The sequence below is a fragment of the Staphylococcus sp. HMSC077D08 genome, from assembly GCF_001837945.1.
GTDB lineage: Bacteria > Bacillota > Bacilli > Staphylococcales > Staphylococcaceae > Staphylococcus > Staphylococcus epidermidis.
This window is the reverse complement of the sequence record NZ_KV834755.1, coordinates 24,193-45,907: the sequence shown is the minus strand read 5'-3', so window position 1 is coordinate 45,907 and position 21,715 is coordinate 24,193. Positions and strand designations below refer to the sequence as shown.

At 33.3% G+C, this 21,715-nt stretch carries 17 protein-coding genes; 3 read left to right on the top strand and 14 right to left on the bottom strand.

Annotated features, from left to right (window positions below):
* Positions 1 to 32 precede the first annotated feature (32 nt).
* Positions 33 to 1,337, top strand: a complete 1,305-nt coding sequence (locus tag HMPREF2663_RS03015; protein ID WP_070845754.1) for an NtaA/DmoA family FMN-dependent monooxygenase — start codon at positions 33 to 35, stop codon at positions 1,335 to 1,337.
* Between the two features lie 89 nt (positions 1,338 to 1,426).
* Here HMPREF2663_RS03015 and HMPREF2663_RS03010 read toward each other — a convergent pair whose 3' ends face one another.
* The 6 genes from HMPREF2663_RS03010 to HMPREF2663_RS02985 form a co-directional block, all read right to left on the bottom strand.
* Entirely contained in the window at positions 1,427 to 2,122 is a 696-nt protein-coding gene (locus HMPREF2663_RS03010; RefSeq protein WP_002438704.1) for an HAD family hydrolase, read from the bottom strand.
* Between the two features lie 368 nt (positions 2,123 to 2,490).
* Positions 2,491 to 4,185, bottom strand: a complete 1,695-nt coding sequence (locus HMPREF2663_RS03005; RefSeq protein ID WP_070845752.1) for a CDP-glycerol glycerophosphotransferase family protein — start codon at positions 4,183 to 4,185, stop codon at positions 2,491 to 2,493.
* 16 nt (positions 4,186 to 4,201) lie between these two features.
* Positions 4,202 to 5,233, bottom strand: coding sequence for an alcohol dehydrogenase catalytic domain-containing protein (locus HMPREF2663_RS03000; RefSeq protein WP_002445745.1), 1,032 nt, complete (start codon positions 5,231 to 5,233; stop codon positions 4,202 to 4,204).
* Entirely contained in the window at positions 5,226 to 5,942 is a 717-nt protein-coding gene (locus HMPREF2663_RS02995) for an IspD/TarI family cytidylyltransferase (RefSeq protein WP_002445744.1), read from the bottom strand. Before HMPREF2663_RS02995 ends, HMPREF2663_RS03000 begins: the two co-directional genes overlap by 8 nt.
* A gap of 271 nt (positions 5,943 to 6,213) precedes the next feature.
* Positions 6,214 to 7,290: a branched-chain amino acid aminotransferase gene (locus tag HMPREF2663_RS02990; RefSeq protein ID WP_002458636.1), complete on the bottom strand. Its 1,077-nt coding sequence runs from the start codon at positions 7,288 to 7,290 to the stop codon at positions 6,214 to 6,216.
* Positions 7,291 to 7,748: 458 nt separating this feature from the next.
* A complete protein-coding gene (locus HMPREF2663_RS02985) occupies positions 7,749 to 8,705 on the bottom strand; it encodes an NAD-dependent epimerase/dehydratase family protein (protein ID WP_002445742.1) in 957 nt (318 codons plus the stop codon).
* Positions 8,706 to 8,965: 260 nt separating this feature from the next.
* On the opposite strand from HMPREF2663_RS02985, the gene HMPREF2663_RS02980 reads away from it, so the two are divergent.
* Positions 8,966 to 9,175, top strand: coding sequence for a hypothetical protein (locus tag HMPREF2663_RS02980; protein WP_002475516.1), 210 nt, complete (start codon positions 8,966 to 8,968; stop codon positions 9,173 to 9,175).
* 87 nt (positions 9,176 to 9,262) lie between these two features.
* Here HMPREF2663_RS02980 and HMPREF2663_RS02975 read toward each other — a convergent pair whose 3' ends face one another.
* Together HMPREF2663_RS02975 and HMPREF2663_RS02970 are read right to left on the bottom strand one after the other, a co-directional pair.
* A complete protein-coding gene (locus HMPREF2663_RS02975; protein WP_002475595.1) occupies positions 9,263 to 10,213 on the bottom strand; it encodes an ornithine cyclodeaminase family protein in 951 nt (316 codons plus the stop codon).
* Between the two features lie 253 nt (positions 10,214 to 10,466).
* Complete coding sequence (locus HMPREF2663_RS02970; protein WP_002445738.1) at positions 10,467 to 10,976, bottom strand: GNAT family N-acetyltransferase; 510 nt, start codon at positions 10,974 to 10,976, stop codon at positions 10,467 to 10,469.
* A 531-nt stretch (positions 10,977 to 11,507) separates the two neighbouring features.
* On the opposite strand from HMPREF2663_RS02970, the gene HMPREF2663_RS02965 reads away from it, so the two are divergent.
* A complete protein-coding gene (locus HMPREF2663_RS02965) occupies positions 11,508 to 12,677 on the top strand; it encodes a M20 family metallopeptidase (RefSeq protein ID WP_002494717.1) in 1,170 nt (389 codons plus the stop codon).
* A gap of 124 nt (positions 12,678 to 12,801) precedes the next feature.
* Here HMPREF2663_RS02965 and tuf read toward each other — a convergent pair whose 3' ends face one another.
* From tuf to rpoC, 6 genes are all read right to left on the bottom strand, one after another.
* The gene (tuf, locus tag HMPREF2663_RS02960) at positions 12,802 to 13,986 is read right to left on the bottom strand and encodes an elongation factor Tu (RefSeq protein WP_001832289.1); all 1,185 of its coding nucleotides are present in this window, start codon (positions 13,984 to 13,986) and stop codon (positions 12,802 to 12,804) included.
* Positions 13,987 to 14,204: 218 nt separating this feature from the next.
* Positions 14,205 to 16,286 (bottom strand): elongation factor G, encoded by a 2,082-nt coding sequence (gene fusA, locus HMPREF2663_RS02955; protein WP_001832287.1) that lies wholly within the window; start codon positions 16,284 to 16,286, stop codon positions 14,205 to 14,207.
* 119 nt (positions 16,287 to 16,405) lie between these two features.
* Positions 16,406 to 16,876, bottom strand: a complete 471-nt coding sequence (gene rpsG / locus HMPREF2663_RS02950) for a 30S ribosomal protein S7 (RefSeq protein ID WP_001137495.1) — start codon at positions 16,874 to 16,876, stop codon at positions 16,406 to 16,408.
* 70 nt (positions 16,877 to 16,946) lie between these two features.
* Positions 16,947 to 17,360 carry a 30S ribosomal protein S12 gene (gene rpsL / locus HMPREF2663_RS02945; protein ID WP_001833079.1) on the bottom strand — a complete coding sequence of 138 codons (414 nt, stop codon included), beginning with the start codon at positions 17,358 to 17,360 and terminating at the stop codon, positions 16,947 to 16,949.
* A gap of 90 nt (positions 17,361 to 17,450) precedes the next feature.
* Entirely contained in the window at positions 17,451 to 17,711 is a 261-nt protein-coding gene (locus tag HMPREF2663_RS02940) for a ribosomal L7Ae/L30e/S12e/Gadd45 family protein (RefSeq protein WP_002475490.1), read from the bottom strand.
* A gap of 327 nt (positions 17,712 to 18,038) precedes the next feature.
* On the bottom strand, positions 18,039 to 21,635 hold the full coding sequence (rpoC, locus tag HMPREF2663_RS02935; RefSeq protein ID WP_176746326.1) for a DNA-directed RNA polymerase subunit beta': 3,597 nt from the start codon (positions 21,633 to 21,635) through the stop codon (positions 18,039 to 18,041).
* Positions 21,636 to 21,715 lie beyond the last annotated feature (80 nt).

Here is a 21,715-nt window from a genome sequence, read left to right as displayed (position 1 = left end):
TACAAAAAGATAATAATTAATGAGGTGTTCATATGACAAATAATCACTTTCTTAACATAGGTGTGTTACTGTATGGATGTGGTCATCATCAAGCGGCATGGCGTATGAAAGATTCTAATATTGAGGATATCGGCAACATATCTTATTATCAGCATTTAGCTCAAATAGCTGAAAAAGGTCTTTTGGATATCGTCTTTTTTGCAGATAATCAATCCTTTAATGCAAGTGATAATACTACTATGCCCGCTTTTTGGTTTGATCCTATAATTAACTTATCAGCTATTGCACAAGTTACATCACATATAGGATTAGTGCCAACAATATCGAGTACATTTTCAAATCCATTCACCGCTTCTCGTCAATTATTAAGTCTAGACTACTTATCTCATGGCCGTGTGGGTTGGAATTTAGTCACATCCATGACAGATATTGAAGCCCAAAATCACAGTCTTCAATACTTACCAGAAAGACATGAGCGCTACAAAAAAGCAGATGAATTTGCATCGGTAATGAATCAGCTATTCACTTCTTGGTCAACTGCATCTTATGTACCAGATAAAAACAACAACAAAATTATTGAGTCTAAAGATATTAAACCTTTTTATCATGAGGGAGACTATTTTCAAGTACGAGGACCACATACAACACCACAAAGTCCTCAAGGTAAACCAGTATCTATGCAAGCCGGTGCGTCAAAAGAAGGTATTGCATTAGCAGCAAAATATACTGATGCTGTTTACTCTGTTTCATGGGATATCAAGCAAGCACGTAGTTATAAAAAGAAATTGTCTGATGCTATTTCTAAAACTCAACATCCAGATAGAAAAATTAAAATTTTCCCTGGTTTAGTAACTTATGTAGGTGAAACCCATGAAAAAGCATTATCAAAAAAAGCAGAACTTGATCAAAAATTACCCATTGAAGATGCTTTAAAGCAACTCAGTTTTTTTGTTCAACAAGATTGTTCAGATTGGGAATTAGATGAACCAGTTCCTCCCTTACCTCCTGTTAAAAATTTCAAAGGTCCAATTGGTCGATATGAAACAGTTTTAGCCATTATAAAAGATAAACAACCGACTGTAAGAGAATTATTAGGTTACTTAAGTGCCGGTGGTGGTCATCTTACTCTTATAGGTACACCTGAGGAGATAGTGGATGAGATGGAGCAGTGGTTTAATGAAGGCGTTGCAGACGGCTTTAATCTGATGCCACCTTCATTACCCCATAGCCTTGAAGATTTTGTAAAATACATTATACCAGAACTACAACGTCGTGCTTTATTTAAAAATTCTTATAATCAATCTACACTACGTACATTATTAAATCTCGACTCATAAAACCGATGTTTTTTATGTATTATTAAAAGAAAAAGGACGTAGACGTGCGAATCGACTCACACATCTACGTCTTACTCAATTTAAAAACTTTATTTTCCGTATTGCTCTATAACTTGTTTAACATCTTTTGCACTATTAATGATGACATCTGCGTCGTAGAGTTCCTCTTTTTTAGCCACGCCTGTTAGCACACCGATAGCTAATCCTAAATGAGCATTAATCGCGGTTTTCATATCGTTGGCCGTATCTCCTACTATTGCTACCTTTTCTGGTTTAACATCAAAAGCATTAAATAGTGGATCTAAAACTTTAGGATGTGGCTTTTCTTCTGCGTGTGTTTCTGTAGAAATTACTAAATCAAAGAGATTTCTAGTTTGCGTTTCCTCCAGAAATTGATCGACTCCTTTTTTAGTATCACTTGTTACTATACCTATGTGATATCCTTCATTTCTAAGAGCTTGAATAGTTTCTTGTACACCATCAATCCAATTGTTTTCAGGCACTCTTGAATCAATGAGTTCCTGACTCGTATCCTTTGTCCAATCTGATGTTTCTTTACCTGTTACACCATTAAAAGACTCTATAATTTCACCTAATGAACCCGATCCCATAACAGAATCTGGCTTAATTTTTTTATCGATAATGCCTAATTGGCGATGTGCCGCTTCCTTATCATGTACTGGAAAGGTTTCTAAAAGTTGATCAACGAGACGTACGCCAATTTTTTCCCAACTACTGTCAAACTCAATCAATGTACCATCTTTATCAAATAATATCCATTCCAATTTTAATTCTCTCCTGAAAATGATTTTTATATTAATTATAGTTACATAAACTATTGTATTATAGATTACATGACAATTATAGGAAACTGAACTTTATTTAAGTATAAAAACTAAAATTGGGTTCAAAATTAAAAATGGCTATTTTCTTTAGGTACTTTTATTAATTAATACATACTTTAAAAGACTCTATTCATAATACGTTTTGTACATCACTAATCTAGAACTTGCTAAAAACAAAATGACTTAACTATACTTTGAAAATTTACTAGACATGACTAGATTTAGAGTTGTTTCACTATGATATAAATTTTCTAACTTGTTATTTATCTATTGTTACAATTAGCATAAATTAGAACCTTTAAATTCTTTTACTGAAAAAATTTGTTAAATAAATCTTTAACTAATCGTTCACTCGATTTACCATCTTTATATTTAAAATTCTTATTTAAAAATGGCTTTACCTTTTCTAATTCAAAATCATTATTTTCTAACGCTAAAATAAGCTCATCAAAAGTTTTCACTATTTTACCAGGGACAAAGGTTTCATAAGGTTCATAAAAATCTCTCGTGTAAATATAATCTTCCAAATCAAAAGCATAAAAAAGCATTGGTTTTTTAAAAACTGAAAATTCATAGATTAAAGAAGAATAATCAGAGATTAAAATATCCGTAATGAACAATACATCATTTACTTCGCGGTAATTTGAAATATCTAAAAAATATTTATTATAAATTGCTGGGATATTTAATTTATTTCTAACAAAAGGATGCATTTTAAACAAAACAGTAGCTTGGTGTTCTTCACAATAACTAGCTAATCTTGCAAAATTAATTTTAAAGAAAGGATAGTGTGCTGTGCGATGCCCACTTCCTCTAAATGTAGGTGCAAAAAGAATGACTTTTTTATTTTTTATAATTGGTAATTTTGTTTCTAAACTTTGTTTAATGCGTGTTTTATAAGATTCATCGAACAAAACATCCGTACGTGGAACACCTGTTGGAATAACCTTATGTTCTTCAATTCCAAAAGCTTCAGCATAGTAAAGAATATCATTATTTGACGAAACATAAGCTTTACTATAATTCCTATGGCCAATAGAATCTATGAAAGGTCCTCCCTTTTTCCCAGTTCTACTAAATCCTACAGTCTTGAAAGCACCCACGGCATGCCATACTTGAACTATTTCTTGGTTTTCTCTAAATTGAAGTTTATATATCATCGGATGATAATCATCAACCAAAATATATTTAGATTTTCCTAAAAAATATGGGAATTTTAATTTATCAATAAACGATCTCCTATTTGCTATATTAGGTTTAAAAATGGAATGAATGACAAGTTTTTTGTCCAATTGTTGTTTAAGCATTTCTTCGTATATAAATTTAAAATTTCCTGACATATTTGCTCTAGAATCTGATGTAAACAAAACATGATTTTTATTATTCTTATATACTGTTTTGGAAATGTTAAATATCGACAAATAGATTTTATCTCTTACATTGAAACTAATTTTCCTCAAAGCTTTATGTAATATGAATGATAAATGCTTAAGTTTACTTATTTTATTTATTTCAGATTTATATTGAACTTTAAAAATAAACTCATTAATTTCTTGGGAAATTGCTGGAACAATGACGTAAGATTTAATCTCTTTGTTATTATACCTTTGAAAACTCTTACCATAATTTTTTAATAAATAACTTTTTTGTAACGATTGGGTCTCAAGTGAGTTGTAATCTCTTAACTCCTCTAAAGTCATTTGCTTTTTTTTATCATTCAAAAATTTTGGATTAATTTGGCAGACGTATTCATCTTCTTGTCGGTTGATTAATATATAATTACCTGTACTTAAAAAATTGCCTTTTTCTAAAATAGCAATATTAAATCTTGCCTCAAAAGTTGATCCTTGAATATTAACATGATTAGCATTGAACAGCTTTGTTTCTGTTAGGTTTCTGAGAAGGAAATTTCTTGTAGGTTTTACTCCTTCAAAATGTCCTTTGACATAGAGTTGGACACGTTCCCAATAAATGTCATCTATAAATATATTTTGCTTTGTCATAGTTGTTTCCTTTTCTTTAAATATTCCATTTTAAAACTGTTTTTCCCCATGCGTTAGAAATATCATATTCGAACGCTGTAATGAGGTCTTCTATGGTATTTATTTCAAATTCTTTACCTTTAAGTAATGCTAATTGATTAAGAACTTCAGGATATTTACGATACAATTCAATAGTTTTTTCAAAATCCTTTAAACCACTTCTGCTACTACCAATTATAGTTAAACCTTTTTCTAAAACCATTCTTGTATTCACTTGTATAGACAGTTCGCTCACTCCTAATAAAGCGATACTCCCTTCAGGATTAATAATATTGATAATTTGTTCAATAGCCTGCTGACTTCCTTTACCACCCACACATTCAAATGCATGATCAATTTTGATATGTTGAGGAATATTGTCAATTTGAATGATTTCATCTACAAATGAAAAACGGCTTAATTTATATAATGTTTTTCCAAAAACTATAATTTTAGTAGTAGGATATAGTTTTTTTAGTAAAACTGCAGTGATATATCCTAAATTACCGTCCCCCCATATCCCCAATGATTCAAATTGTGGTATTGCTTTTGCTTTAAAACGATCTATTGCATGAACACTAACTGTAACTAATTCAGTATACGACGCTACACTCAAATCAATTTCTTGTGGTAAAGTGACTACTCTATCAGGTTTCATGACTATATAATCTTGCATAAAACCATCATAACCACTTGACTTAAAATGACTAGAAGTTAAATAATTTTCTGCAATGATATTATGCGATTTAGACGGTGTATTGGGAATCATAACAACTTTAGTTCCATTTTTTAGTCGATGTTCAGAGTCGTATACAATTTCACCTACACTTTCATGAATCAATGACATAGGTAATTTCTTAGATAAAATTTTGCTATCTCTATTTCCACAATAATATCTCAAATCGGCTGCACAAATTGACAAATATAAGGGTCGAACAATAACTTTGCTATTATGATTATGTAAATCAATAGTTTTAAATGTTGCTTCAAATTGTCTTGGACTTACTAATTGATATACTTGATTAATCATTATCAACAGCTCCAGTAATAATTGAATTCGCAACTTTTAAATCATATGGTGTTGTAATTTTTATGTTAAATAACTCTCCTTTGACTAATTTTACTGGCTTACCCAATTCTACGAGTATTTTACACGCGTCAGTTAATATTTCCTTTTGAGATTGAGTTAACGATAAATAGCTATCCTTTAACTCTTTTATTTTAAAAGTTTGAGGCGTCTGTCCTTGATACATCTCACTTCTAATTGGAATCTCAGAAATAAATTGTGCATCATTTGAAGAAATGATAGTATCAACAGCATTAACAACCGTATCTACAGCGCCATATTGACTAGCATATTCCACATTCTCTCTAATAATTCGATTTGTTAGAAATGGTCTAACTGCATCATGGGTAACGATGATATCTTCATCATTTAATTTTTTATGTTGCTCAATGCTTTCTATAATATTCATTATAGTGTGATTTCTGTCGTCGCCGCCTTGTATTACTTTTATTTTCTTATCGTCTAATCGATAATTGTTTAGCAAATCGTGCATATAATTGATCCACTTTTGAGGCGTGGCAATAATGATTTCATCAAAGTCCTTATACATTAAAAATTTTTCTACTGTATGAATAATAATAGGTTTTCCTTGTAATAATAAAAATTGTTTGGGTAATGGAACATTTCCCATTCTAGAACCAATACCACCTGCTAATATACCCGCATAAATCATTTTATCTCTCCTTATTCTTAGTTGTGTAAATAAAAAAAGACAGAAAAAACATATGTTAAAAAAGTTTCTCTGTCTAAATTTAATTGATTTATATTCATTTTATATCAATTGTATTTTACCACACACAACAAAAATATGAAGTGATTAATTAATTAAAAAATATTTTTATATAAACGGATTTTAAAAAAGCAGATCGAAATTTAAAAAATCAATCTGCCAAATAATAAATATACTATAGATGCTATTTAATAAATAATTGAAAACTCTATTGTTAATACTTAGGAACTTCTACTCTCCATCCGTATTTATCTTCCAATTTGCCACTTTGAATACCAGTATATGTGTCATATAATTTTTGAGTGATTTTACCAGGTTCATTGTTATTAATAACAATTTCTCTATCTTCATAGCGAAGTGTACCTACAGGAGAGATAACAGCTGCTGTACCTGAACCAAATACTTCTGTAAGTTCACCTTTATCATATGCGTTAAACAGCTCTTCTATAGAAACTCTTCTCTCTTCAACTTCATAACCTAAATCTTCAGCTAATTGAATAATTGACTTTCTAGTAATACCAGGCAAGATACTACCGTTTAATGCTGGCGTAACTACTTTGCCATTTTCTACGAAGAAAATATTCATACTACCAACTTCTTCAACATATTTTTGTTCAACACCATCAAGCCATAATACTTGGTCATAACCTAATTTATTAGCGTTTGTTTGTGCAAGTAAGCTAGCTGCATAGTTACCTGCAACTTTAGCGAAACCTACACCTCCACGTACTGCACGTACATATTCATCTTCGACATAAATTTTAGTTGACTTTAATGTGTCACCACCATAATAAGCCCCTGACGGAGATAAAATAATTAGTAATTTATATTGATGTGAAGAACGTACACCCAAAATACCTTCAGTAGCAAATACAAAAGGACGAATATATAACGACTGACCTTCGCCTTCAGGTACCCAATCTCGTTCAACATCGATAAGCTGCTTTAATCCTTCTAATAATGCTGCTTCATCAACTTCTGGCATTTCTAAACGTGCTAAAGAATTATTAATACGCTTGAAATTTTGGTCTGGACGGAATAATACAACTTCGCCATTATGTTTATAAGCTTTAAGGCCTTCAAAAACTGCTTGCCCATAATGTAACCCTTGCGCTGCTGGTGAAATTTCAAATGGTGCGTACGGCACAATCTTCATATCATGCCATCCTTGATCAGCGTCATAATCAACACTTAGCATATAGTCTGTGAAATATTGTCCAAATCCCAAGTTTGCTGTATCAGGCTTTTCTTTTAAAGACTCTCTTTTTTCGAATTTTATTTTTTCTGACATGACTGTTGCCTCCTAATATAATTCCAATTAAATAGATACACTAAATTATATCAATCGTGATTCTACTATTCAATGAATTTTCTAAATATTCAAAATAGATATTCACTTTATTATGTATACAGTATAAGTAAAACACTACATTTATTAAGTTACAAGTTATGTTATTATCAACACTTATTTTTTCGGTAATTAAATTTGTGTTCTAATCGAAAATTAGCTTCTTTAAAAGTAAACTTGGAACTAAGATAGAGTTTTCTTTACCCTATATCCTATCATTCACTTTGACCATTTGAATCTAAAAAAATATCTGTATGAGGGGATATATAAATCGGACAATTTGTGCAATGTAGTTACTCGACAAACTGATTCGAACTTCTCTTGTCATTCAATATTTTGAAGTAGTATCTTTTATTAAAGTTTTAAAAGATAGCTATATACTTTAAAAAGTACGTATGGGCTCAGCATTCTTTTTGTTTTTTCTCAATTGCCTCTAACATCACTTTAGTCATAGTTGGTAAATCATATTTAGGATCAAATCCCCACTCATCCTCAGCACAGCTCGTATCTATACTATCTGGCCAACTTAATGCAATATCTTGACGCTCTAAATCAATGTCATAGTCTAAGGTAAAATCTGGATAGTATACTTGTATAGCTTGTTTTAACATTTCAGGTTCAATACTCATTGCACTTAAGTTATAGCCATTTCTTGTTTTTAATTTAACACTGTCTTCTTCCATTAATTTGATAATCGCATCAATAGCGTCTTCCATGTACATCATATCCATATAAGTGTAACGATTAATATAGCTTGTATAATGTCCTTTTTTAACTGCCTTAAAATACATATCAACTGCATAATCCGTTGTGCCACCGCCAGGTTCTTTAACATGTGAAATTAACCCAGGAAATCTAACGCTACGTGTATCCACTCCAAATTTGACATAATAATACTGACATAATAATTCCCCAGTTACTTTGTTTATACCATACATAGTCGTTGGTTGTTGTATTGTTAATTGAGGTGTATTTACTTTAGGTGTCGAAATACCAAAAGCTCCTATTGAACTTGGCGTAAAAAATTTTAATTGATACCTTCTTGCTGCTTCGAGTGTATTTATAAGTCCCCCCATATTCAAATCCCAGGCAACTAGTGGTTTCTTTTCCGCTGTAGCAGAAAGCAGTGCGGCCATATGCATAAGTGTATCGGCATTGAAATATCTCACTGTTTCAAATAAACGATTTCTATCTGTAACATCTAAGATTTCAAAAGGACCGTCTTTAACTGGAGAGTGTGGTTCTGGCTTTCTTATATCAGTAGCTAATACATTTTCAGTTCCATATCTTTCTCTACACTTAATAACTAATTCAGTACCAATTTGACCGAGTGCTCCAGTGATTATTATTTTTTTCATAAACTAATCTCCTTATATTAAAATATAAAACACAGCCTTTGTAGAATGAACAATCCTTTTACTTAAATAAAATATAATAATATGACGGTAATTTCTTTATAAAATATGTCCTTTATTTGTAAAGTCACGCGTGCGTTAGTCTGACGTTTGTCTGAGGGTACAGTGACTGACGACTAAAAAGGAGGATTTGAACTTTGTTAGTAACATACGATAAAATACATACTAAAAGAATTGAATGATAGAGAGGATTTGTATTGTAGATGAAAAGAAGCTCATACATACGTCATCAATCAAATTTAATTATATCTATGATTATTTTCGTTATTTTTATAATTGTAGATATCAATGTACTTATTTATAAACATCAAGTTGCACCTTTGCTATTATCAAGTATCAGTTTAATTATTTTTATCATGTTATTTGTAGTTGCATTGTTCAAATGTATAACTAATTATAAACATCAATCTTAGATAAAAGTAATTGCCCTATCGTCAGATAAAAAATAAATAGAGCAGTTACGACTCTACCTGCTCTATTTTCACTAACATTGATTTAACCTAAGATTGTATTAATTTTTTATAAAAATATTGTGCCACAATGATATCCACAATTGCTAGACCGACCGATTTAAAGACTGTCACTTCTTCTTCAGTTTCGCGACCCACTTTTTCACCAGAAATAATGTCGCCTAATTCACTATGTAGCATATTTTTAGTTAATATTCCTTCTGATTGAGGAATTTTTAAATCACCTGTTTCTTCTAAAGCTGCTTCCATAGATTCAACAACAATTTTATTAGCAACAAGCATTGTTTCTGAAGGTATTTCTTGCATATCTGGTTTAAAGGATCCGACTGCATTTAAATGCACGCCTGGATGTAAAGAATGGGTATAAACGGGCTGACTTGCATTTGTTGCTGTAACTACAATATCTGCACTGTCTATCGCTTCATCTGCCGATTTAAATACACTCACTTTAATATTAAATCGATTTCGTATATTTTGAGCAAAATTTTCTGCTTTTTCAAACGTTCTACTAGCGATGTGAATGTTTTCAATATCCCTAACAGCAAGTATCGCTTCAATCAGACCTTCAGCTTGTACACCTGCCCCTATTACACTAAGTGTTTTAGCGTTTTCTTTTGCTAGATATTTAGTAGCTACACCTGAAATTGCACCTGTTCTTACTTTAGTAAGAAAACCACCATCTAATATAGACAATGTTTCTCCTGTTTCATAGTCACTTAAAATAACCGATCCAGTAATAGTCGCTTTCTCTTTTTTTGAATTTTCAGGTGCAAATGAGACTGTTTTAAGTCCAACGATATTTAATTCATCGGATAATGCTGGCATCACTAAATAACGATTTTGCTCATTAAATGGCAAAACATATCTTAATGGTGTTATCGTCTTATTCTCTGAAAAAGCTTGCAAAGCTTTTTCTACTTCTAAAATGACTTCATTCATGTTTAATAATTGAGCTTGTGTTTGCTCATCTATATATTTCATTATTATGAATCCTCCTACGCTTTTAATATATTATATAGGATTATTTAGATGATTAACTTTTTCTCAAAGTGTAATATAACAAGATGTTGTTAAATCATAATTCTCTATTAAAATTCTTTTGCTATAAATAAACTTAAAAGTCTAAGCTCCCATCTCAAATAATATTGACTTTAAAAAGCTCCATTTTGCTAATCATTTTAAAAATAAAAATCATATATTTAGCTTTATCACAATATCTTCTTAATAATCATGATTATTTTGTATTAGGTATATGATATCGATGAACAGGTTTACCATTTTTTTTAATATAGGATTCAATTTGATATCCACCACATTTCTTCATCACTGTTTGAGAAGCAAAATTAAGTGGATTACATGTCATAAGTACGACCTCTACATTTAATGTCTTAAGTTCATCTAAAGCCTTTTCTAGAAGGATAGTAGCGTAACCTTTCCCTCTATAAGATTTAGCTACACCGTATCCCACATGACCACCAATATTTGATAGTTTATCATTTAATTGATGTCTGATATCAACAGCACCTATAATAATTGAATCTTTAAAATAAAATAGTGTTGTAGTCGGTACAAAGCCCTCATCAACTTCACTAGAATTAAGCCGATCAACCATATTGTTAAATGAATTATAATTGGCAATGTCTGTATTCCCTGGTATCACTTTTTCCTCATTTTCATACCACTCTTGAATATAATAATAGTATGCCTCTTTATCTTGATAGGTTATTGGTCTGATTTCTTCCACTTAAATACCCCATATCTTATATTATTGATAACTCTATTTTAATGTGACTAAGTATGAACATCAAAAATTATAACAAACTGTCTCATCATAATTTTCTTACTTTTTAATTTTTCCCACTCCTAATAAGCTATAATTACTAATTCTAATATTCCTTTAGCAAGATGTTCATATTATATTAAAATGTCTCATAGCAATTAAATTCTTAGAAATACGACTAATTCACATCACTTCTTAGTATTTTAGTATTCTACATATTTTTGAATACTTTTACATAAACATTATCTTTTATTGTAACAGTTGATAACAAAAACTTTATGGATGATTTATTCTTATTAATTTAAGTGTGGTTTTATGATTTGTGTTGTATTTTTATGAGGGCTATCCCTTTATATTTAATCATTTTAATGTTTCCAAATGTTATGAGATAGTGTGAAAAAATGTTAGATATCGTATTAACAAAACAAAGTCTATTTAAGCTAAAATAATAATGATATACTAATATCAATAATTAAGATGGAAGAAGTGATACATGTGTTTGATTGGTTTCAATTAGCAAGTAATAAAGAAAAGAGAATGGTGCAATTACGACGATATTTGCATCAATACCCAGAACTTTCTTTTGAGGAAAAACGCACGCATGATTTTATTGTAAATCAATTGAGCCAATTAGCATGCACAATAGAAACACCAGTTGGACGTAATGGAATAAAAGCAACTTTTAAAGGATCTGATTCAAATGGCCCAACGATTGCATTGCGAGCAGATTTCGATGCATTACCTGTTCAAGAATTAAATGATGTACCCTATCGTTCAAAAAATAAAGGGTGCATGCATGCTTGTGGACATGATGGCCATACAGCTATTTTACTTGGAGTAGCTGAAATTGTTCACGAACATCGTCATTTATTGAAAGGTAATGTTGTTTTTATATTCCAGTATGGTGAGGAAATTATGCCAGGTGGTTCTCAAGAAATGATTGATGATGGCTGTCTACAGAACGTCGATAAAATTTATGGCACACACTTATGGAGTGGTTATCCGTCTGGGACAATCTATTCTAGGCCTGGAGCAATAATGGCTTCACCAGATGAATTTAGTGTAACTATATATGGAAAGGGTGGTCATGGTGCGAAACCACACGAAACAATCGACCCTATTGTCATTATGGCTGAGTTTATTTTAAGTGCCCAAAAAATTATTTCTCGAACAATTGATCCAGTAAAGGAAGCTGTTCTTACTTTCGGAATGATTCAAGCAGGATCAACAGATAGTGTTATTCCAGATACAGCTTTTTGTAAAGGGACTGTACGTACTTTTGACACAAAATTACAAAGTCATGTTCAAAATAAAATGGATAAGCTCTTACAAGGTTTATCTTTATCAAACGATATTACTTATGAATTGGAATACATTAAAGGTTATTTACCAGTACACAATCATCAACAATCATATGATGTAGTCAAACAAGCTGCTAATGATTTACATTTAAGATTTAATGAGTCAGACTTAATGATGATTGGTGAGGATTTTTCACATTATCTTAAAGTACGACCTGGTGCATTCTTCTTAACTGGTTGTGGTAATAAAGACAAAGGCATTACTGCACCCCATCATAATCCTCATTTTGACATTGATGAATCTTCATTAAAATATGCAGCCAGTGAATTTTTAAAAATATTAGAAATTGAAAATGTTTTTTAATAAGAGGATAACTAAGTATATTAAATCATTTAAATAAAATAGCATAATGAACAATGAATGAATTATATTCAGATATATAACAAAAAAGACTCCCTAATGGGAGTCTTTTTTGATGAATAATATATTATTCAAATATTTCAGTTACAACGCCTGATCCAACAGTACGTCCACCTTCACGAATTGAGAAACGAGTTCCGTCTTCGATAGCGATTGGAGCGATTAATTCAACTGTCATTTCAACGTTGTCGCCAGGCATAACCATTTCTGTACCTTCTGGTAAGTTTACAACACCAGTTACGTCAGTAGTACGGAAATAGAATTGTGGGCGATAGTTAGTGAAGAATGGAGTGTGACGTCCACCTTCATCTTTAGATAATACGTATACTTCAGCTTTGAATTTTGTGTGTGGTGTAATAGAACCAGGAGCAGCTAATACTTGACCACGTTGTACGTCTTCACGTGCAACACCACGTAATAAAGCACCGATGTTGTCACCAGCTTCAGCGTAGTCTAATAACTTACGGAACATTTCTACACCAGTAACAGTTGTTTTAGAAGTTTCATGCATACCGATGATTTCAACTTCTTCACCAACTTTGATTTGACCACGTTCAACACGGCCTGTAGCAACAGTACCACGACCAGTGATTGAGAATACGTCCTCAACTGGCATCATGAATGGTTTGTCAGAATCACGTTCTGGAGTTGGAATGTAATCATCAACTGCTTGCATTAAGTCTAAGATTTTTTGTTCGTATTCAGCATCGCCTTCTAATGCTTTTAATGCAGAACCAGCGATTACAGGTACATCGTCACCTGGGAAGTCATATTCGCTTAATAAGTCACGAACTTCCATTTCAACTAATTCTAATAATTCTTCGTCGTCTACCATGTCAACTTTGTTTAAGAATACAACTAATGCTGGTACACCAACGTTACGTGATAATAAGATGTGTTCACGAGTTTGTGGCATTGGACCGTCAGCAGCAGATACAACTAAGATACCGCCGTCCATTTGAGCTGCACCAGTGATCATGTTTTTAACATAGTCAGCGTGTCCTGGGCAGTCAACGTGAGCATAGTGACGTTTGTCAGTTTGGTATTCGATATGTGCAGTATTGATTGTAATACCACGTTCTTTTTCTTCTGGAGCGTTGTCAATCATATCGTATGATTGTGCAACAGTGTCACCATTTTTAGCTAATACAGTTGCGATAGCAGCTGTTAAAGTTGTTTTACCATGGTCAACGTGACCGATAGTACCAATATTGGCATGTTCTTTTGAGCGATCAAATTTTTCTTTTGCCATTATTAAATCTCTCCTATTCTTAATAAAAGTTATTTCAAATTTATCTCTCATGATAGTTTCTCACCATCATGAGAAGAAAATTGATTGAGTATAGCATAAAAGAATTTATAATTCTTTTATAATGCATTTACCCCTAAAAATCAAATCATAAAAATGTCAGCTTATAAATAAGCTCAACCTGTATTTTAACCTAGCTTAGCTAGTCTTAACAAGTTATATTATTCACCTTTATTTTTCTTGATGATTTCTTCAGCAATTGATTTAGGAACTTCTGCATAGTGGTCAAAGTACATTGTGTAAGTACCGCGACCTTGCGTGTTAGAACGTAATGAAGTTGCATAACCAAACATTTCTGAAAGTGGTACATATGCGTTAACAACTTGAGCATTACCACGTGGTTCCATACCGTCTACACGTCCACGACGAGCAGTTACGTCACCCATGATATCACCCATATACTCTTCAGGCATTTCGATAGTAACTTTCATCATTGGTTCTAAGATAACTGGATCACATTTTTTAGCAGCTTCTTTAAGCGCTAATGAAGCAGCAATTTTGAAGGCCATTTCAGATGAATCGACATCATGATAAGAACCATCAAATAATTTAGCTTTAACATCAATTAATGGATAACCAGCTAAGACACCATTTTCCATAGCATCTTTAAGACCTTGTTCAACTGATGGAATGTATTCACGAGGAACTACACCACCAACAATAGCGTTTTCGAATTCGAAACCGCCACCTGTTTCGTTAGGAGTGAATTCAATGTGAACATCACCATATTGACCACGACCACCAGATTGACGTGAGAATTTACCTTGAACTTGTGCAGGTTGTTTAAATGTTTCACGATAAGAAACCATTGGAGCACCTACGTTACATTCAACGTTGAATTCTTTCTTCATACGGTCAACTAAAATATCTAAGTGTAATTCACCCATACCACCGATGATAACTTGTCCAGTTTCTTCATCTGTGTGTGCATGGAATGTTGGGTCTTCTTCTTGTAATTTAACTAAAGCTTGAGTCATTTTATCTTGGTCAGCTTTAGATTTTGGTTCAACTGATAAGTGGATAACTGGTTCTGGGAATTCCATTGATTCCAAGATAATGTCATTTTTCTCTCCACATAAAGTATCACCAGTACCTGTTTCTTTAAGGCCAACTGCAGCTGCAATTTCACCTGAGTAAACAGTGTCAATTTCTTGACGTGAGTTCGCGTGCATTTGTAATAAACGTCCAACACGTTCACGTTTATCTTTAGAAGAGTTCTTCACATATGAACCTGAAGACAATGTTCCAGAGTATACACGGAAGAATGTTAATTTACCAACATAAGGGTCAGTCATAACTTTGAATGCTAAAGCAGCAAATTCTGCTGAATCATCTGGTTTAGCAACAACTTCTTCATCAGGGTTGTTCGCGCGATGACCAATAATTGGTTTAACATCTAATGGTGAAGGTAAATAATCAATTACTGCGTTAAGCATTAATTGAACACCTTTGTTTTTGAACGCTGTACCACAAAGTACTGGGTAGAATTCTACGTCAGTAGTAGCTTGGCGAATAGCATCTTTTAATTCATCAACTGAAATCTCTTCATCCCCAAGATATTTCTCCATTAAATCGTCGTTGTTTTCAGCAACAGCTTCAATTAATTGAGCGCGAGCTTCTTCAGCTCTTTCTTTATGGTCTTCTGGGATTTCGATTTCATCGATTTCTGTACCTAGGTCGTTTGTATATTTAAAGCATTTCATTTCTACTAAGTCAATGATTGCTTCAAATTCATCTTCTGCACCAATAGGTAATTGGATAGGTGCTGCATTTGCTTGTAAACGATCATGTAAAGTGCTTACTGAATATTCAAAGTTCGCACCTAATTTGTCCATTTTGTTTACAAAAACAATACGAGGTACACCATAAGTTGTTGCTTGACGCCAAACTGTTTCAGTTTGAGGTTCTACCCCTGATTGTGCATCAAGTACAGTAACGGCACCATCAAGTACACGTAATGAACGTTCAACTTCAACTGTGAAGTCTACGTGTCCAGGAGTATCGATGATGTTTACACGGTGACCTTGCCATTGTGCAGTTGTAGCCGCAGATGTGATAGTAATACCACGGTCTTGCTCTTGTTCCATCCAGTCCATTTGTGAAGCACCTTCATGTGTTTCACCAATTTTATGGATACGACCTGTGTAGTAAAGAATACGTTCAGTCGTAGTTGTCTTACCAGCATCAATGTGAGCCATGATACCGATATTACGAGTATTTTTCAAAGAAAAGTCTCTTGCCATGTATTTTTTCTCCTTCCAGTATTTACTGAATAAGTACTATAGATATGGCGATGCCCTAAGCATGAGCCATTTATTGGTAAACCACGTAACGGAACACACTCAGGGTAATAGCTTTAATCTTACCAGCGGTAGTGAGCAAATGCTTTGTTCGCTTCAGCCATTTTGTGAGTGTCTTCACGTTTTTTGACTGCACCACCTGTATTATTTGCAGCATCTAAGATTTCGTTAGCTAAACGATCTTCCATAGTTTTTTCACCACGAAGACGCGCATAGTTTACTAACCAACGTAATCCAAGAGTAGTACGACGTTCTGGGCGCACCTCAACTGGTACTTGGTAGTTAGAACCACCTACACGACGAGCTTTAACTTCTAATACTGGCATAATATTATTAATTGCTTCTTCGAACACTTCTAATGCATCACGACCACTACGTTGTTCAACAAGATCAAATGCAGAATAAAGAATTCTTTGAGCTGTTCCACGTTTACCGTCTAACATAATTTTGTTAATTAATTTAGTAACTAACTTAGAGTTATGAATTGGATCTGGTAATACATCTCTTTTAGGTACTGATCCTTTACGAGGCATAATCTAAATCCTCCCTTCCTATTATAGTATATTATTAAAAGATATATTTAAAATTTACGTAATCTTAAACTTAATTTTTTGGTTTTTTAGTTCCGTATAATGAACGTCCTTGTCTACGTCCATCAACACCTGAAGTATCAAGTGCACCACGTACGATATGGTAACGCACACCAGGTAAGTCTTTCACTCGTCCACCACGAACAAGTACAACACTGTGTTCTTGTAAGTTGTGTCCGATACCAGGAATGTATGCGTTAACTTCAATGTTATTTGATAAACGCACACGTGCATATTTACGTAACGCAGAGTTAGGTTTTTTAGGTGTCATTGTACCTACACGAGTACATACACCACGTTTTTGAGGTGAGTTTAAGTTAGTAAATTGTTTCTTTTTACTATTGAAACCTCTGTTTAAAGCTGGTGAATCTGATTGTTTCGTTTTGCTTTTTCTTGGTTTACGTACTAATTGGTTAATAGTTGGCATTGAATATGTCCTCCTCTCTTCGTTTTTTAATCCCACACATCCAGGTGGTTCATTTTAAGGTTAAATAAAATTTAGTAAGTAAAACACTTACTAATTCTCACTTATTAATGCAACTATTGTCGCATTAACATTAATACCTACATATTTTCCTAACGCATGTTGGCTAGAAAAAAATGAGACTGGTATGTTTTTATGATTGATATAGCTTAACACGCGAGTTAGTAAATGAACTTCAACGTCTTGAGCAATAATCAATGATGTAACTTGATCTTTCTTTAACGCTTTAAGCGTTTCTTTAAGACCAACTACATATTGTTGTTTGTTAAAGCGTGCAACTTTTTCATTAGACATCTACATATCCTCCAAAGTTCTGCTTGCATCAACCTTTAATATATTAACATTATTTGTTACTAATAGTCAACAATTTATATTTGCATTTATAAATAAAATACAAAGCACTTCAAAATTTCATAGTAATTATTACAACATCTATAATTTATAGCAAAAAGAAGAGAGTGGGACATAAATTAAGCTAAACGCATCGTCCCACTCTTGAATGATATCTCTAGCACAAATATTTTCGTCTGAAAATCTCTGTACTAGAATTTTATGGTTCATAATTTTCGGTCTAATGTATGATTTGTGATAATGTCATAAATCAAAGTCTAATTAGACTCATTAATCTATCGTTTCAACTTCTTCACTTGTTTCTGTTACTGGTGCAGTAGCTTTATCGTATTGAATATCACTATAACGTCTCATACCAGTACCAGCAGGAATTAACTTACCAATAATAACATTCTCTTTAAGACCAAGTAAATCATCACGTTTACCTTTAATAGCTGCATCAGTAAGCACACGTGTTGTTTCTTGGAATGAAGCTGCTGATAAGAAGCTTTCAGTTTCCAGAGAAGCTTTAGTAATACCAAGTAATACTGGTTTAGCTGTAGCTGGACGTTTACGATGTTTGAATGCATATCTGTTAGCGTCAGTAAAGTTATGAATATCAACTAGTGAACCTGGTAATAATTTAGTGTCACCAGCTTCAATGATGCGAACTTTACGTAACATTTGTCTTACCATAACTTCAACGTGTTTGTCGTCAATTTCAACACCTTGCATACGGTAAACTTTTTGTACTTCTTTTAATAAGTAACTTTCAGTTGCATTTAGGCCTGCTACAGATAAATAGTTTTTAGGTTCAATTGAACCTTCTGTTAGAACTTCACCACGTTCAACAGATTGACCTATTTCAACTTTAAGTCTTGAAGTACCTGATGCTAGATAAGATCTAGTTTCATTAGCACCTTTAACAATTATTTCTTGTTGGCGATCTTTTGCTAATTTAATATCATCAATTACACCTTCGATTTCAGTAATCACAGCTTGACCTTTTGGATTACGTGCCTCAAAGATTTCTTGGATACGAGGAAGACCTTGAGTGATGTCACTTCCTGCTACACCACCAGTGTGGAATGTACGCATTGTAAGTTGGGTACCTGGTTCACCGATAGATTGAGCGGCAATTGTACCAACTGCTTCACCCACTTCAACTTTTTCACCAGTAGCAAGGTTTTTACCATAACATTTTTCACATACACCATGACGTGTGTTACATGTAAATGCTGAGCGTATATACATTTGCTCAATACCTGCATCAGTGATTTGTTTTGCAATATCTGGTGTAATTAATTCGTCTGGGCGAATAATTACTTCGTCTGTTTCAGGATGTCGAATTGTTTCTTTAGAATAACGACCTTCGATACGTTCGATAAATGGTTCAATCATTTCAGTTCCTTCTTTTATATCAGAAACTAATAAACCACGGTCTGTACCACAATCTTCTTCACGAACGATAACATCTTGTGCTACATCAACAAGACGACGAGTAAGGTAACCAGAATCAGCTGTTTTAAGTGCTGTATCGGCAAGACCTTTACGCGCACCGTGTGTAGAAATAAAGTATTCTAATACCGTTAAACCTTCACGGAATGAAGATGTGATTGGTAATTCAATAATCTTACCAGATGGTGCTGCCATTAATCCACGCATACCAGCTAATTGAGTGAAGTTTGATGCATTACCACGGGCACCAGAATCACTCATCATAAATATTGGGTTAGTTTTTTCAAGAGACTGCATTAATTCGCCTTGAATTTGGTCTTTTGCGTCAGTCCAAATTTCTACAACAGCATTGTAACGCTCGTCTTCAGTGATTAAACCACGATTATACTGTTTAGTCACACGTTCAACTAATTTTTCATGTTCATCTAAAATGTCTTGTTTATCTGGAAGTACAACAATGTCAGAAACACCAACAGTAATACCAGCTTTAGATGAGAATTTGAATCCTAAATCTTTCATTCTATCAAGCATCATTGAAGTATCAGTAATGCTAAATCTATTGAATACTTCTGCGATGATATTTCCTAAGAACTTTTTGTTGAAAGGTTCAATAAGTTCTGTATTATCAAAGTATTCTTTTAGTCCACCTTCACCTAATTGTGTAGGATCAACAAAGTATTTATCAGGTGTCGTTCTTTCTAGGTTAGCTTGACTTGGTTCATTAATGTATGCAAATGAATCAGGAATAATTTCATTGAAAATAATTTTACCTACTGAAGTAGCTAAAATTTTGCTATTTTGCTCATCAGTAAACGTTGGATTATTAAATGAATTAGCATGAACACCTATACGAGTGTGTAGATGTACATAACCATTTGCATAAGCTTTTAAAACCTCATTAGTATCGTTAAAGATTGCACCAGTATTCACGGCATCTTTTCGCTCTAATGTTAGGTAATAGTTACCTAAAACCATATCTTGTGATGGTGTTACAACTGGCTTACCATCTTTAGGGTTTAGGATGTTTTGTGCTGCAAGCATAAGCATACGTGCTTCAGCTTGAGCTTCTTTTGATAATGGAACGTGAACAGCCATTTGGTCACCATCAAAGTCTGCATTATAAGCAGTTGTAACAAGAGGGTGAAGGCGAATTGCACGACCTTCTACTAGAGTAGGTTCAAATGCCTGAATACCTAGTCTGTGTAGTGTTGGAGCACGGTTTAATAGTACTGGATGTTCAGTTATAACATCTTCAAGCACATCCCAAACTTCATCGTCCATACGTTCAATTTTACTTTTAGCATTTTTAATGTTTGTAGCAATCTCACGTTGAACTAACTCTTTCATAACGAATGGTTTAAATAATTCAAGCGCCATTTCTTTTGGTAAACCACATTGATACATTTTCAAGCTTGGTCCAACTGCGATAACTGAACGCCCTGAATAGTCAACACGTTTACCTAGTAAGTTTTGACGGAAACGTCCTTGCTTACCTTTAAGCATATGTGAAAGAGATTTCAATGGACGGTTACCTGGTCCCGTTACAGGGCGACCACGACGACCATTGTCAATTAAAGCATCGACTGCTTCTTGTAACATACGTTTTTCATTTTGAACAATGATGCCTGGTGCTCCAAGGTCTAATAAACGTTTTAAACGGTTGTTACGATTGATAACACGACGATACAAGTCATTTAAATCACTTGTAGCGAAACGTCCACCGTCTAATTGAACCATCGGACGAATTTCAGGTGGTATAATAGGTAATACATCTAAAATCATCCAAGAAGGATTATTCCCAGAATTTCTAAATGACTCAACTACCTCTAAACGTTTAATCGCACGTGTTAATCTTTGACCTGTTGCAGATTCAAGCTCATCACGTAACTCTTTTAATTCTTCATCTAAATCAATTTCTTCTAATAGGTCTTTTATACCTTCTGCACCCATTTTGGCAACAAATTGATTTGGGTATTTATCATAATATTCTCTGAATTCAGCTTCAGATAATAATGTTTTCTTTTCAAGTCCAGTTGGTCCTGGATCAACTACAACATATGAAGCGAAGTATATTACTTCTTCTAATGCTCTAGGAGACATATCTAATAATAGCCCCATACGACTTGGAATTCCTTTGAAATACCAAATGTGAGATACGGGTGCTGCTAATTCAATATGACCCATTCTTTCACGACGCACTTTTGATTTCGTTACTTCAACGCCACATCTATCACATACCATACCTTTGTAGCGTACACGTTTGTACTTACCACAACTACATTCCCAATCTTTAGTAGGTCCGAAAATTCTTTCACAGAATAGACCATCTTTTTCAGGCTTAAGTGTACGGTAATTTATTGTTTCAGGTTTCTTAACTTCACCATAAGACCAAGAGCGAATTTTTTCAGGTGAAGCCAATCCTATTTTCATATAATGGAAATTATTTACATCAATCAAGGAGCCTACCTCCTTCAATTTAGATTAGCTGTGCTATTTGATTGATTACATTC